Genomic DNA, 13,549 nt, shown 5'->3' on the forward strand with positions numbered 1-13,549 from the left:
GCGGCGGCAGCGTAAGATGAGAAGAAGGGGCAGGTCAGGGGCCTGTCCAGCGCGGGCCTCCATGGCGTGGGAGAGCCAGGGCTTGAGCAGGCGGGGCAGGGGGACGTCCTCCCAGGCTGCGAGCCCCAGGGCGGCGAGCGCGGCGGGGATGAGGGCCTTGCGAAGCGCGGGCGGCACGGTGAAGCGCCGGGAGGAGGCGGTGCGACGGGGCCGGGTGCGCGTCTTCGGGTTCATGGCAATCCCCTACTGCGACCGGTGTGCCAACGGATTTCCCCTCGGGAGGCCGGCGGGTGTGTCCCTGGGGCCACAGGCGCGAGGGGAAAAGCGTGGCAGGGGCGTGGGCCGCGTGCGACGGTCCGCGCCGCATGCGAATCGCGACCTGGAACGTGAACTCGGTGAGGGCTCGGCAGCAGCGGTTGGTCAACTGGCTGAAGAGCGCCCAACCAGACGTGCTGTGCCTGCAGGAACTCAAGTGCACCGACGCGGACTTCCCCTTCGACGTGGTGAAGGAGGCGGGCTACTTCGCCGCGGTGCACGGGCAGAAGACGTACAACGGCGTGGCCATCCTGGCGAAGACGGAGCCCACGGATGTCATCCGGGGCCTGTCGGACGGGGTGGATGACACGCACGCGCGCTTCATCTCCGCGACGGTGAACGGCATCCGCGTGGTGAGCGCGTACGCGCCCAACGGGCAGCAGGTGGACTCGCCCGCGTACGTCTACAAGCTGGAGTGGTACCGGCGGCTGCGGAACTACCTGGACACGCGCCACAAGCCGGACGACCTGGTGGTGATGGGCGGGGACTGGAACATCGCGCCGGAGCCCCTCGACGTGTACGACGTGGCGCAGTGGGAAGGGCAGACGCTCTTCACGTTGCGCGAGCGGGACGCGCTCCAGCAGGTGTGTGCCTTTGGCCTGACGGACGCGTTCCGCAAGCTGTACCCGGACGTGCAGAAGTTCTCCTGGTGGGACTACCGGATGCTGATGTTCCCCAAGAACAAGGGCGTGCGAATCGACCACCTGTTCCTCACGGCGCCGCTGGTGCCCCGGCTCACGGCGTGTGACGTGGACCGCGAGGAGCGCAAGGGACAGCAGCCGTCGGACCACGCGCCGGTGTGGCTGGAGTTGAAGGACTGAGTAGAGTCGGAGGCATGTCCGTCCTCCGACTTGAATGCACGAAGTGCGACCAGACGTTTACGCCGGGCAAGGTGTGGAACCTGTGCACGGCGTGTCAGGCGCCGCTGTTCGCGCGCTACGACCTGGAGCGCGCGGCGAAGACGTTGCGCAAGGAAGCGCTGCCCGGACGTGAGCGCTCCATGTGGCGCTACCACGAGGTGCTGCCGGTGGATGACCCGGCCCAGCGCCTGACGTTGGGGGAGGGCTTCACGCCGCTGCTCCCCACGCCCCGGTTGGGCTCACGGATGGGGTTGAAGCACGTCCTGGTGAAGGACGAGAGCGGCAACCCGACGGGCTCCTTCAAGGCGCGGGGCCTGTCCGCCGCGGTGTCCATGGCGAAGGCGCTGGGCGCGAAGGCGGTGTGTCTGCCTTCCGCGGGGAACGCGGGCAGCGCGCTGGCGGCGTACGCGGCGCGGGGCGGGCTGGAGGCGCACGTCTTCGTGCCGAAGGACATCGCGTCGCTGTTCCTGATGGAGACGCGGGCCTACGGCGCGCACGTGGAGACGGTGGACGGACTCATCTCCGACGCGGGCCGGGTGTGCGCGGGGCTGGCGAAGGAGCATGGCTGGTACGAGTGCGCCACGCTGAAGGAGCCCTACCGGGTCGAGGGCAAGAAGACGATGGGCTACGAGCTGGCGGAGCAGCTCGGGTGGACGCTGCCGGACGTCATCCTCTACCCGACGGGCGGGGGCACGGGGCTCATCGGGATGTGGAAGGCCTTCGAGGAGATGGAGGCGATGGGGCTGATTGATTCGAAGCGGCCCCGGATGGTGGCGGTGCAGGCGGAAGGTTGCGCGCCCATCGTGAAGGCGCACACGGAAGGCAAGCCGGACGCGCCCATGTGGCAGGGCGCGACGACGCACGCGCACGGCCTGCGGGTGCCCAAGGCGCTGGGGGACTTCCTCATCCTGCGCGCGGTGAAGGACAGCCACGGCACGGCGGTGTCGGTGACGGAGGAGGAGATCGTCCAGGGCACGAAGGACGCCGCCGCGGCGGAAGGGCTGTTCATGGCGCCGGAGGGTGGCGCGTGCGTGGCGGCGCTCAAGAAGCTTCAGGCCGCCGGGGACGTGAAGCCGGAGGAGACGGTGGTCGTGTTCAACACGGGCACGGGCTTCAAGTACGTGGAGAACATGGCGCCGCTGTGGTGAGCACGGGTTTTGGGATGGCTGGGATTCAAGAATGAGAATCCAAGAACCTGGTTGGCGCGCCGCGAAAGAGTTCATGTGTCGCAAGGTGTTGGCGCATTGTGTTGTTTGAAATCCGGATGTGTTGCTTGTCTTTGTGAAGGCGACCCGTACGATGCGTGACATGAACTTCGTTCAGATTGAGATGAGCAACGAGCGGTTGGCCGAGGACGTGAAGTACTCGGTGCTGTCCAACAAGCTGGCCCGGACGGTGACCGTCGTGGGCGGCACCCGGAGCTTCAACGTGGAGCACGGTATCAAGGACGTGAAGTCCTTCGTGGTGACCTTCCAGACGGAGAAGCTGGATGAGATCAAGACCATGATGGCGGACCCGTCGTTGAAGGCCGCGTCGATGTCGGCCTGGGAAATGAAGGACTGAGGGGCACGGTGAGCAATCCCCTGGGACCGCCGCCGCGACCGCCCGGAATGCCTCCTCCGCCGGAAGTCCCGGAGGAAGAGCCGGTGGGGTCGGCGCACATGCGGTTGGATGGCACGCTGGAGCTCCGGATGTCCGCGCGGGGCCCCGGCGCCATCGCGGGCGAGGCGCTGTTCATCCTCAAGCCGGATCATCCCCGCTACGACGGCGTACGAGACCACCTGGGACCGATTGAGCCCGGTGGCTACGCGAGGGTGATGCCGTTTCCCCCGGGCGTGTTCTGACTGGGGATTGATATGAAGACGCTCGCTGCGAGCAAGCGTCTTCGTATGGTTCGTGCTGCTGACGTCCTTGCTTGGGGGCTGCGCATCCGCCCCCTTGCCCGCCCTGGAGGATTGGGGCGCGGCGGAGGATGACGCCTGCGAGGGGCATGACCGGTGCGTGGCACTGGTCTGTGCCGACGACCTCTGTGGGCTCTATCGCTGCGAGGACACCGGTGTGTTGCTGGCGCGAGGAGGCATCCGGCCTCCCGTGTCGTCAGCGGCACCCGGTTCAGGTCCCCGGCGCAACTGGGGCAGTGCCCAGTCGCTTCCGGGTGACCGCGAAGCCATCTTCGTCATCCGCTGGTACAACCATCCCGCGCCTCCTCCTCCACCGGATGGCAGGAGGCCCTCCGGATCGGGGTGGGTTCGGCATCACCTCTATCCGCAGGCCGAGGACCTCGCGTTGTTCTTCCGACGACAGGGGAAAATCAACGTGCATGACTTCACGATGATCATTCCTCGCGCGGAGCACGTGCGGCTGCACGGCGTCGGAGGACGCGGTGGTCCCTGGAATCAGGCGTGGCGAGATTTCGCTCGCAACAACATCAATGCGACCCCGAAGGAAATACAGGATCAACTGGCTCGGATGATCGTTGACTTCAACATCATGGGTCCCATTGTTTCCTACTATCAGCTTCGCTAGTCGCCGGGAGGGACCGTGAGGTTCTTTGAAGTGCATCCAGCGGAAGGTCCTCGCTTCACTGGCTTCATCAATGGTGTGCACCGGTGGGGATTGCCCGGAGGACTGTGTCCCGTGTGCGGGGCCAGTCCCGGTGGACTAGGGGAGGCCTATCCCTCCGTGGATCTCTCGGGTTGGGCCCACCGGCAAGAGCTCGTGGAAGCAAGGCAGGAACCGCTCGAGGAGTACGAGCGACTGCGGGAGTTGCTCCGGCCCCAGGTGCCCTTCGAGGCGCCATTGCGTCCAGGGGCTGAATTCGGGCCCCTTACAGGAAAGGCCTCGGGCAAATGGAGCGCACTCGACCTCCCGAGTCCCTGGACCCTGGTGATGCGGAGCGAGATCGTGGATGTGCTGCGTGAGGAAGGCATCGCCCTTCGCGCGAGCAAGATGGACCTGCGCTTTCGGAGCAAGGTCGAGGTGGAGCTGCGGGAGGTCGAGATCCATTGCCGAGGCCGACTGCACGACAGCTGCTTCCCGGGCGGACGGGAACGGCCCTGCGAACGGTGCGGGCGGCAAGGAGGGAGTTACCCAGACGCACCCATCCTCGACGGGAGCGCCCTGACCGGCGACCTGGACCTGTTTCGCCTTTGCGACTACACGACCATCATCATCGCCACGGAGCGCTTCGTGGACGCCGTGAACCGCTTCGGATTCGAAGGCGTCGTGTTCAAGGAGATACCCGTCCTCTGATCTACGGAGCCACGTCCAGTCGCGTCCAGTCCGCGGCGACCTGGAGCTCCAGCACACCGTCTTCAAAACGGTGTGATTGAGCTCCGGTCACCTTCCGCACCGACGTCAACCCATACACCCGGAGGGTCTCCTCCGTCCGCGCCCGCGCGATCGTCCCTGTCTCGCTCCGCTCCAACTGAAACACCCCCGCCGTGACTCCGCCGCGCAGCTCCGTGAGCCGTGACTCTCCGTAGCCGTCTCCCGCGTCCTCGTAGAGCCGGCCGTGGATCTCCGGCGCCGCGTGCACGTGCCACTCCAGGTGCTTCCAGTTCGCGTCCGTGGTGTGCATCGCGGGCCGTGTCAGCGCCACCGCGCCTCCCGCGCGCAGCCACACCGGCACCGTGTCCAGCGGCCCGTCCGCGATGACGTGCTGTCCTCCCTCGCGCACCTTCCCTGTCCACTCCAGTCCTGGCCACTCCAGCCATGCACCCGCTGGCAGGTACGCCAGTCGCTTCGTCTGCCCGGGCCGCACCACCGGCGCCACCAGCAGGTCCCTTCCGAACAGGAACTGATCGAACGCGCCCGCCGCCTCCGCGTCCCCGGGCGCCTCCATCAACAGCGGCCTCAGCGGCGCGATCCCCGTCTCCGACGCTTCGTGCATCAGCGTGTACAGCGTGGGCAGGAGCCGGTACCGCCGCTCCAGCGCCGCTCGCGCCAGCGTCAGGTAGGGCTCTCCGAACCGCCACGGCTCCTGCGGTGACGTTCCCTTGCCCGCGTGGTTGCGCATCAGAGGGTAGAACGTGCCCGTCTGCATCCACCGCACCAGCAGTTCACCGTTCGCCCGGCCGATGAAGCCCGGGATGTCCACCCCCGTAAGCGCCACCGCCGCCAGGCCCAATCCCATCAACATGGGCAGCGACGTCTCCAGCTGCGTCCAGTGGCTGGAGTTGTCCCCCGTCCACACCGCCGAGTAGCGCTGGATGCCAGCGAAGCCCGCCCGCGTCAGCAGGAACGGCCGGGCCTCTGGACGCAGCTCTCGCAAGCCTTCGAACGCGCCCTTCGCCATGCCCAGCGCGTAGACGTTGTGCACCTCCAGGTGCCGCTTCTCCCCGTGACGCGCGTCGTACGGCAGCGTCTTGCCCTCCACCTGGCCAATGCCTTCCGCGCGCTCGCTCGTCAGCGTGAGGATGCCCACGTCCGGCTGCACCCCGAAACACGACGGCTCGTTCATGTCGTTCCAGAACCCCGCCACGCCCATCGCCACGAAGTCACGATGCAGGCCTCCCCACCAGCGCTGCACCTCCGGCCGCGTCAGGTCCGGGAACACCGCGGGCTTGGGCCACACCTCGCCCACCAGCACGCCGCCCCGGTCGTAGCGCACCAGGTAGTCGCGCGCCTTCGCGTCCTCGTACACGTTCCAGCCCGGCTCCAGCTTCAAGGCCGGGTCGATGATGGGCACCAACCGCACGCCCTGCGCCGCCGCCTCGCGCACCAGGCCGGCCGGGTCCGGGTAGCGCGCGCTGTCCCAGGTCCAGACCTTGTACCCATCCATGTAGTCGATATCGAGATACACGCAGTCCAGCGGCAGGTTCCGCTGCCGGTAGCCCTGGATGACGCCCCGGATGTCTTGCGCGTTCTCGTAGCCCCAGCGGCTCTGCTGCGCGCCCAGGCTCCACAGCGGGGGCAGGGGAGGCCGCCCCGTCAGCGCCGCGTACCTTCGCACCACGTCCGCGGGCAGGGGCCCCGCGAAGAGGTAGCAGTCCAGCTCCGGCCCCCACGACTCCCACGCCACCCGCGACGCGTCCGCCAGCGCCACGTCCACCTCCGAGCGCCAGGACTCGTCCAGGAAGAACCCCCACGCCACGCCGTCGCGCAGGCCCAAGAAGAACGGGATGGACTGGTAGAGCGGATCCGTGTCCGGGTGGTGCGGCACCACGTCCGTGTTCCAGAACGTGAAGTGCATGCCGCGCTTGTCCAGCGGCCCCACCTTCTCGCCGAACCCCAGGTAGCGCTCGCCTTCCGGCGCCCGCAGCTTCAGCCGCGCGCGGTGCCGGCTCATCGGATACGCGGCCTGCACCTCACCGGACACATCCACGCAACGCGCCAGCTCCCGCCCCTTCGCGTCCTGGAAGCGCCACGTCCCCGACTCCGTGTCCACCTCCAGTGACACGCCCTCAGCCGTCACCCGCGCGCGCTCGCCGTCGCGCTCGACCTTCAAGGGGTGGCCTCCTTCGGCGATGACGGACCAGGACCGCTTGCCGGGCAGCTCGGGATGGAGGAAGCCGATCTCCGACGACACCGGCGCGTGCCTCAGCCGCAGCACTCCGGGCAGCGGACACGACACCTCCAGGACGGCATGCCGGCCGGACAGGCGCAGCCGGTGGGGTTCGACGTGGGCGTCAGTGACGTGCATGCCTCGCAATCTAGGAAGCGCGCGCGGCCCGCACCCGCCTTTCCTCCCGGGCCCGTGCGATGCTGTGCACTGCCATGACGCCGCCCCCTGAACCGCTGCCGTTCCCGGACAGCCTCTGCCACCGCTGCGCCGCGCCACCCCGCTACGTCCAGACGCGGACCTCCACCTTCATCATGTGTCCGCTCCTGCCCCAGAAGTACGCGCCCCAGCCCGTGCGCGCGTGCTCTCTCTTCCGTCCCAGCGAGCCCGGCGCCACACCGGCGTAGTCCCCGAGCAGGCAGCGGGGCGGCAAGGCCATTCCCCGCGAGGCATCCGTACCTTTGTCACAAGCAAAGGAGCCTTCATGGCCAGCCGTCGGAAGACCCACGCCGCCGCCACGCCCGCGAAACGCGCCGCGCGCAAGAGCCACGCTTCCGCCAGCGCCAGCGGCCGGTATACGAACCCCGCGCTGCGCGAGCGCCTCAAGAAACGCATCATGAAGAGCGACAAGGGCGGCCGCGCCGGCCAATGGAGCGCGCGCAAGGCCCAGCTCCTCGCCGCTGAATACAAGAAGGCCGGCGGTGGCTACCGGGGGGCTCGTGGCACCTCGCAGCGCCACCTGTCGTCATGGACGAAGGAGAAGTGGGGCACCCAGGACGGCGGTACCCGCGCCCGCCACGGCCGCACCACCGCGCGCTACCTGCCCAAGGAGGCCTGGGCCCACCTGAGCCCGGCCCAGAAGAAGGCCACCGAGCGACGCAAGCGCACCGGCTCCCGGGCCGGCCGCCAGTTCGTCGCCAACACGCCCGCCGCACGCCGGGCGAGGAGGCAGGCCACGAAGCGCTAGCCCGCGCCTCCTGGCCCTCCCTTCATTCCGGAGGCGTGCGACAGGTCCCGCCAGGCCGGCTCGCGCTCGTGGCATAGAGTGCGGACCTCCTGGAGGCGGGAAGCTCACACGCTCCGGGAGACGGAGAGGACGTCATGGACTGCGACTGGCTCATCATCGGCTCGGGGTTTGGCGGCAGCGTCAGCGCGTTGCGGCTCGTCGAGAAGGGCTATCGCGTGGTGATGCTGGAGAAGGGCCGGCGCCTCCAGGGCCAGGACTTCCCCAAGTCCAACTGGAACCTGAAGCGCTGGCTGTGGATGCCGCGGCTCGGGTGGCGTGGCCTCTTCAAGATGACCTTCTTCCGCCACGTCACAGTGCTGTCCGGCGTCGGCGTGGGCGGCGGCTCGCTCGTCTACGCCAACACGTTGCCCATCCCGCGGGACGACTTCTTCGACGCCGCCTCCTGGGGCCACCTGGCGCCGTGGAAGGAGGAGCTCGCGCCGCACTATGTGACCGCGCGCCGCATGCTGGGCGCCACCGTCAACCCGCTCAACACGTTCCCCGACCAGGTCCTGCGTGAAGTGGGCGAGGACCTGGGCCGCCCCGACTTCCAGTCCACCACCGTGGCCGTCTACTTCGGCGAGCCCGGCGTCACCGTGAAGGACCCGTATTTCGGCGGCGAGGGCCCGGATCGCACCGGCTGCAACGCGTGCGGCGGCTGCATGCTGGGCTGCCGCAACAACGCCAAGAACACGCTCGACAAGAACTACCTCTACTTCGCGGAGAAGAAGGGCCTCACCCTCCATGCGGACACGGAGGTGACGTGGGTGCGCCCCCTGCCCGGCGGCGACGGTTACGAGGTGACGGCGAAGCAGGGCACCGGCTTCTTCAAGAAGACGCGCCGCTTCACCGCGAAGCACGTCATCTTCGCGGGTGGCGTGCTGGGCACCCTGGACCTGCTGCTCAAGCTCAAGGACGCGCCAGACGGTCTGCCCAGGCTCTCCGAGCGCGTGGGCGACGGCGTGCGCACCAACTCCGAGGCGCTCATCGGCGTCATCAGCGGCAAGAAGCAGAAGGACCGCGACCTGTCCCGGGGCATCGCCATCGGGTCCATCCTCCACACCGACGAGCACTCGCACCTGGAGCCCGTGCGCTACCCGGCGGGCTCAGGCTTCTTCCGCCTGCTCATGGCCCCCCACGTCCCCGGCGCCACCGCGTGGTCGCGCGTGGCCCGGCTGGTGGGGCTGCTCGCGCGCCGTCCCGTGCGCTTCCTCCAGGCCTTCTTCGTCCCGGACTTCGCGCGCCGCTCGATGATCCTCCTGTACATGCGCACCATGGAGGGCCACCTGCGCATGCGCCGCGGCCGCGCGCTCACCACCGGCTTCCGCTCCGGCCTCACCACTGGCCTGCAGGAAGGTCCCGCGCCCACCGCGAACATGCCGGAGGCCTTCGACCTGGCGAAGCGCGTGTCCGACAAGCTGGATGGCTACCCCATGACCATGGTCAGCGAAACGCTCATGGGCATCCCGACAACCGCGCACATCCTGGGCGGCGCGTGCATGGGGGACTCGCCAACGACAGGCGCCATCGACGCACGCCACCGCTTGTATGGCTATGAAGGGCTGTACGTAGTGGATGGCGGGGCCATCTCCGCCAACCCAGGCGTGAATCCCTCACTCACCATCGCCGCGCTCGCCGAGCGCGCCATGACCTTCATCCCCGCCGCCCGGGAGCTGCCCCGGGGCGACACGGACGCCACGCTCGAAACACCCTCGCGCGCCCACGCCGCCATCTCCTGACACGCGCCCGCGGGGCGTGTACGCGAATGCCCCCTGTGCCCCCTTGGGACCTGGGGGCGGGCACCATTGGTCAGACGTGAGCGCAGGACTCGTCCTCCGGTCCTGATTTCGGCGTGTCCGGTGGACGCGGGAATGCCCCGCTTGTCATTGTTGGCTGCGAATGCACGGGCTGGCGCCACCCTGGCGCTGTCCCTCTCCGTCGGTATTGGAGCCGACAGTGTTCAGGCACCGGCACTTCACGTGCCCCCAGGCAGCATGGCTGGCCTGGAGAGTTCCGTGTAGTTCATATTTTACATGATTATCCGTTTTTGCCACCAGTCCGGTCAGGTGAAGAGATGACTCCGTTCATGTCAGCCTTTTCCATTCATGTTCCGGTGAATGTCTCTCCAGGCCTGGAGGACCGGGCCGCGGCGCTGCTGGCATTGCAGTTGCGTGAGTCGCGCAAGCGGGTGGATGGCCTGTTCACCTGGCTGATGTTGGGGCAGTGGACGGCGGCGGTGCTGGTGGCGGTGTTCGTGTCTCCTTATGGGTGGGAGGGCAAGGTGCGCGCGTTGCACCTGCACGTGCAGACGGCGGTGCTGCTGGGCGCGGCGCTGAGCGTGTTCCCGGTGATGCTCACGCGGCTGCACGCGGGGGAGACGGCGACGCGCCACGTGGTGGCAATCAGTCAGATGCTCTGGTCCGCGCTGCTCATCCACCTGACGGGGGGCCGCATCGAGACGCACTTCCACATCTTCGGCTCGCTGGCGGTGCTGTCGTTCTACCGCGACCCGAAGGTGCTGCTCACCGCCAGCCTGGCCATCGTCGTGGACCACTGCATGCGGGGCGCGCTGTGGCCGGAGTCCGTCTACGGACAGCTGCACCCGGAGTGGTGGCGCTTCCTGGAGCATGCGTTCTGGGTGGCCGCCATCGACGTGGTGCTGGTCGTCGCCTGCCGGGACGCGCTGCGCGAGCTGGGAGAGCGGGCCGGGCGCCAGGCCCTGGCGGAGGCCACCATCGAGGAGGAGTTGGCGCTGCGCGTGGGGCAACTGGACGCCGCCGTGCGCGAGGTGCACGCCGTCCGCGGCCACGTGGAGCAGATGGAGCGGCTGGCGTCGCTGGGGCAGCTCACCGCCAGCGTCAGCCACGAGCTGCGCAACCCGCTGGCGGCCGCGCGCACCGCGCATGCGTTCGTCCAGCGCCGGCTGCGCAGGGTGGAGACCTCCCCCACGGATCCGCGCGTCGCGCGCTTCCTGGACATCATCGACCGGGAGCTGCAGGCGTGCTCGGTCATCATCTCCGACCTGCTGGACTACGCGAAGGGCCGGCCTCCGCGCCGCACGCCCTGTCCGCTCAAGCCATTGGTGGAAGAGGCCATCAGCGTGGTGCCGCGCCGCGAGGGCGTGCGCGTGAACAACCAGGTGCCGGACGGGCTGCCGGTGCCGCACCTGGACCGCGAGCAGTTCCGCCAGGTGCTGGTCAACCTCATCCAGAACGCGGTGGAGTCCATTCCGGCGGAGCGCTCCGGGACGGTCTGCGTGCACGCCGATGCGTTGGGGGATGGCGGCTGGAGCCTGCGCGTGATGGACGACGGGCCGGGCATCCCCGCGTCGCTCCTGGAGCGCATCTTCGAGCCCATGTTCACCACCAAGCTGCGCGGCACCGGGCTGGGGCTCGCCATCGTGAAGCGGCTGGTGCAGGGACATGGCGCGCGCATCCAGGCGGAGAGCGACTTCGGCCATGGCTCGCGCTTCACCGTCCTCTTCCCTGAGGCGTCTCTTCCCTGAGGCGTACGCGCCGGCTGCCGCGGCGCATCCCTGAAGAGAGCAGCAGCACGTTGGCGATTCGCATGTGGGTCGTGGGCTCACGCGATAACGGAGGCAGGCATGCAGGCACAGGCGAAGCCGTACCCGGAGGCGGGTGCGGTGGATGCGGACTGGGCAGTGCGGCGCATGGCGGCGACGGAGCTGGACACCGCCCGGGGGATGTTCTTTCTGGGGGTGCTGGAGACGGTGCGCACCGGCGCGGGTGAGGAGGCGGTGGCCGCCTGCCGGGCGGTCACCGACGAGCGCCGCTTCGTGGGTTTCTTCAACTACCCGGTGGCCACCTTCCTCAAGCTGGCGCAGGTGGCGGCGCGGCAGTTGTCACCCCGGTGGGGCGGGGTCGACGAGGCGCTGCGGCAGATGGGGATGCAGGCCACGCGAAGCTTCCTGGAGTCCGCGGTGGGGCGCACGTTCCTGCTCCTCGCCGCGGGTGACCCTCGCAAGCTCGTGACGAACCTGCCGTCCGGCTACCAGATGGCGGTGAGCTACGGGGAGCGCACCGTCGACTGGAAGGGAGAGGGGGACGCGCTGTTCGTCATGCGGCGTGACTTCATGCCACCGGCGTATCACGAGGGGGTGCTGCGCGAGGTGCTCGCCATGGTGGGGACTCGGAACCCGCGGGTCCACGGGCGCAAGCTGGGCCTGCTGGACACCGAGTACCACATCACCTGGGAGGTGCCCGTCGTGCTGCCCACGGAACCCCCCAAGGCGTCCCGCTGGCGGGTGTTCCAGTAGGGCGCGCGGGGGACCGGGAGTTGGGGCCCGGTCCCCCAGGCGTCGCGCTCTGGATGGCGCGGGAACTTGCGCCCCCGGTGCGGGGGGGCACGATGGCGGGGCTCTCCTCGCACCGGGAGGTCTCTTCCTCGTGAGCAGCAGTGACAATCAGGAACGGACGGAGCGCTGGCGGCGGCTCCTGTCGGACACCCGCGTCGGGTCGGGACCTCGCTCCTCGCAGGCGGAGGATGCGCACCGGCAGCTCGACGAGCGCAACGACTACTCGCGGGACTACGACCGCATCGTCTTCTCCAGCGAGTTCCGCTGCCTGCACGACAAGACGCAGGTGTTCCCGCTGTCGACGAGCGACTACACGCGCACGCGCCTCACGCACAGCATCGAGGCGTCCTGCGTGGGCCGCTCGCTGGGCCATCAGGCCGGGCTGCGGTTGAAGCTGCAGGGCGTGGAGTTGGACCCATCGCACCTGGGCACCATCGTGGCGGCGGCGTGCCTGGCGCACGACATCGGCAACCCGCCGTTCGGCCACTCGGGAGAGGCGGCCATCCAGCACTGGGTGGGCCAGCGGCTCGCGCAGCCAGGGGCGGGGACGAAGAGCCCGTTCGCCACGGAGGCCGAGTGGCGCGACCTGTGCGACTTCGAGGGCAACGCGCAGGGCTTCCGCATCCTCAACCGGCTCCAATCGCGTGAGCGCCGGGGCGGGCTTCGCTACACCGCCGCGACGTTGGGGGCCATGAGCAAGTACCCGCGTCCGTCGGTGCTGCCCGGCTCGCGGCAGAAGACGAAGGGCGTCGTGTCGGAGAAGAAGTTCGGTTACTTCCAGGACGACGTCGACCTGGCGCTGGAGGCGTACCGCGCCACGGGCCTGCGCGAGCGCGAGCCCGGCGTGTTCAGCCGCCACCCGCTGGCCTTCCTCGTCGAAGCGGCGGACGACATCTGCTACGCGGTCATCGACCTGGAGGACTCCGCGAAGCTGGGGCTCGTGTCCATGGAGCGCGCGTGCCAGCTCTTGGAGTCGGTGCTGCCGGAGCCCACGGTCCGCAAGCCGCCCCGGCACCTGGAGACGCGGATGGCGCAGGCGCGGGCCCGGGCCATCGGGAAGCTCATCCCCAAGTGCGTGGAGGCCTTCGTGGAGCACGCGCACGACCTGGAGGCGGGGCGGACGGAGACGTCGCTCACCGGGCTCAAGCCCGACGTGCGCGCGCAGCTGGAGGAGATCACCGACTTCACCCGCGAGCACGGCTACTGGAGCGAGCGCGTGCTCCAGATTGAGAGCGCGGGCTTCAAGACGCTGGGCGGCCTGCTGGACATGTTCGCCCTGTCGGTGGTGGCGGAGTCCCCCAACGCGGAGGAGAAGAAGCTGCGGCAGCTCCTACCCATGGAGTGCTTCCAGCGCCCGGAGTTCGCGGCGGCGGATGAAGCGGCGCCGAGGCCGCCGCGCAGGGACGAGGCCATCCAGCGGCTCACGCCGTACCAGCGGCTCTTGTGCGTGACGGACTACATCACCGGCCTGTCGGACAGCCGCGCGGTGGAGCTGTACCAGCGCCTGTCCGGCATCCAGCTGCCCACGTAGGCCCTCGGGCGTCCGGAAC

General features: G+C 68.9%; 13 protein-coding genes and 1 pseudogene. 12 read left to right on the top strand and 2 right to left on the bottom strand.

The window, feature by feature from the left end:
- Positions 1-234: pseudogene (locus tag D7X99_RS43770) on the bottom strand (hypothetical protein); the annotation flags it as partial.
- A gap of 131 nt (positions 235-365) precedes the next feature.
- Between D7X99_RS43770 and xth the strand changes: the two are divergent.
- From xth to D7X99_RS19895, 6 genes are all read left to right on the top strand, one after another.
- Positions 366-1,136: an exodeoxyribonuclease III gene (xth, locus tag D7X99_RS19870; RefSeq protein WP_121779150.1), complete on the top strand. Its 771-nt coding sequence runs from the start codon at positions 366-368 to the stop codon at positions 1,134-1,136.
- A gap of 14 nt (positions 1,137-1,150) precedes the next feature.
- Positions 1,151-2,323, top strand: a complete 1,173-nt coding sequence (locus D7X99_RS19875) for a threonine synthase (RefSeq protein WP_121779151.1) — start codon at positions 1,151-1,153, stop codon at positions 2,321-2,323.
- 160 nt (positions 2,324-2,483) lie between these two features.
- Complete coding sequence (locus tag D7X99_RS19880; RefSeq protein ID WP_147476194.1) at positions 2,484-2,738, top strand: hypothetical protein; 255 nt, start codon at positions 2,484-2,486, stop codon at positions 2,736-2,738.
- An 8-nt stretch (positions 2,739-2,746) separates the two neighbouring features.
- Entirely contained in the window at positions 2,747-3,019 is a 273-nt protein-coding gene (locus tag D7X99_RS19885; protein WP_147476195.1) for a hypothetical protein, read from the top strand.
- Positions 3,020-3,071: 52 nt separating this feature from the next.
- Positions 3,072-3,701 carry a TIGR02269 family lipoprotein gene (locus D7X99_RS19890; RefSeq protein WP_233613545.1) on the top strand — a complete coding sequence of 210 codons (630 nt, stop codon included), beginning with the start codon at positions 3,072-3,074 and terminating at the stop codon, positions 3,699-3,701.
- Positions 3,702-3,731: 30 nt separating this feature from the next.
- Positions 3,732-4,427, top strand: a complete 696-nt coding sequence (locus D7X99_RS19895) for a double-CXXCG motif protein (RefSeq protein ID WP_255429455.1) — start codon at positions 3,732-3,734, stop codon at positions 4,425-4,427.
- 1 nt (position 4,428) lies between these two features.
- Here D7X99_RS19895 and D7X99_RS19900 read toward each other — a convergent pair whose 3' ends face one another.
- On the bottom strand, positions 4,429-6,819 hold the full coding sequence (locus D7X99_RS19900) for a glycoside hydrolase family 31 protein (RefSeq protein ID WP_121779180.1): 2,391 nt from the start codon (positions 6,817-6,819) through the stop codon (positions 4,429-4,431).
- A gap of 74 nt (positions 6,820-6,893) precedes the next feature.
- Here D7X99_RS19900 and D7X99_RS19905 point away from each other — a divergent pair, with 74 nt between their 5' ends.
- From D7X99_RS19905 to dgt, 6 genes are all read left to right on the top strand, one after another.
- On the top strand, positions 6,894-7,085 hold the full coding sequence (locus tag D7X99_RS19905; protein WP_233613546.1) for a hypothetical protein: 192 nt from the start codon (positions 6,894-6,896) through the stop codon (positions 7,083-7,085).
- 77 nt (positions 7,086-7,162) lie between these two features.
- Entirely contained in the window at positions 7,163-7,645 is a 483-nt protein-coding gene (locus D7X99_RS19910; protein WP_121779157.1) for a hypothetical protein, read from the top strand.
- A gap of 134 nt (positions 7,646-7,779) precedes the next feature.
- On the top strand, positions 7,780-9,423 hold the full coding sequence (locus tag D7X99_RS19915) for a GMC oxidoreductase (protein WP_121779158.1): 1,644 nt from the start codon (positions 7,780-7,782) through the stop codon (positions 9,421-9,423).
- Positions 9,424-9,770: 347 nt separating this feature from the next.
- Positions 9,771-11,189 carry a sensor histidine kinase gene (locus D7X99_RS19920; protein WP_121779181.1) on the top strand — a complete coding sequence of 473 codons (1,419 nt, stop codon included), beginning with the start codon at positions 9,771-9,773 and terminating at the stop codon, positions 11,187-11,189.
- 99 nt (positions 11,190-11,288) lie between these two features.
- Entirely contained in the window at positions 11,289-11,960 is a 672-nt protein-coding gene (locus tag D7X99_RS19925; RefSeq protein ID WP_121779159.1) for a DUF2378 family protein, read from the top strand.
- Positions 11,961-12,090: 130 nt separating this feature from the next.
- Entirely contained in the window at positions 12,091-13,530 is a 1,440-nt protein-coding gene (gene dgt / locus D7X99_RS19930) for a dGTP triphosphohydrolase (RefSeq protein ID WP_121779160.1), read from the top strand.
- Positions 13,531-13,549: the final 19 nt, after the last annotated feature.

It is taken from the genome of Corallococcus sp. AB032C, from assembly GCF_003668935.1.
Classification (GTDB): Bacteria; Myxococcota; Myxococcia; order Myxococcales; family Myxococcaceae; genus Corallococcus; species Corallococcus exiguus.

Bases quoted from the DNA above. Each gene is read 5' to 3' on its own strand.
- D7X99_RS19915 (WP_121779158.1), top strand. From the start codon at position 7,780: ATGGACTGCGACTGGCTCATCATCGGCTCGGGGTTTGGCGGCAGCGTC.
- xth (WP_121779150.1), top strand. From the start codon at position 366: ATGCGAATCGCGACCTGGAACGTGAACTCGGTGAGGGCTCGGCAGCAG.
- D7X99_RS19905 (WP_233613546.1), top strand. From the start codon at position 6,894: ATGACGCCGCCCCCTGAACCGCTGCCGTTCCCGGACAGCCTCTGCCAC.
- D7X99_RS19880 (WP_147476194.1), top strand. From the start codon at position 2,484: ATGAACTTCGTTCAGATTGAGATGAGCAACGAGCGGTTGGCCGAGGAC.
- D7X99_RS19875 (WP_121779151.1), top strand. From the start codon at position 1,151: ATGTCCGTCCTCCGACTTGAATGCACGAAGTGCGACCAGACGTTTACG.
- D7X99_RS19900 (WP_121779180.1), bottom strand. From the start codon at position 6,819: ATGCACGTCACTGACGCCCACGTCGAACCCCACCGGCTGCGCCTGTCC.
- D7X99_RS19910 (WP_121779157.1), top strand. From the start codon at position 7,163: ATGGCCAGCCGTCGGAAGACCCACGCCGCCGCCACGCCCGCGAAACGC.
- D7X99_RS19920 (WP_121779181.1), top strand. From the start codon at position 9,771: ATGTCAGCCTTTTCCATTCATGTTCCGGTGAATGTCTCTCCAGGCCTG.
- D7X99_RS19925 (WP_121779159.1), top strand. From the start codon at position 11,289: ATGCAGGCACAGGCGAAGCCGTACCCGGAGGCGGGTGCGGTGGATGCG.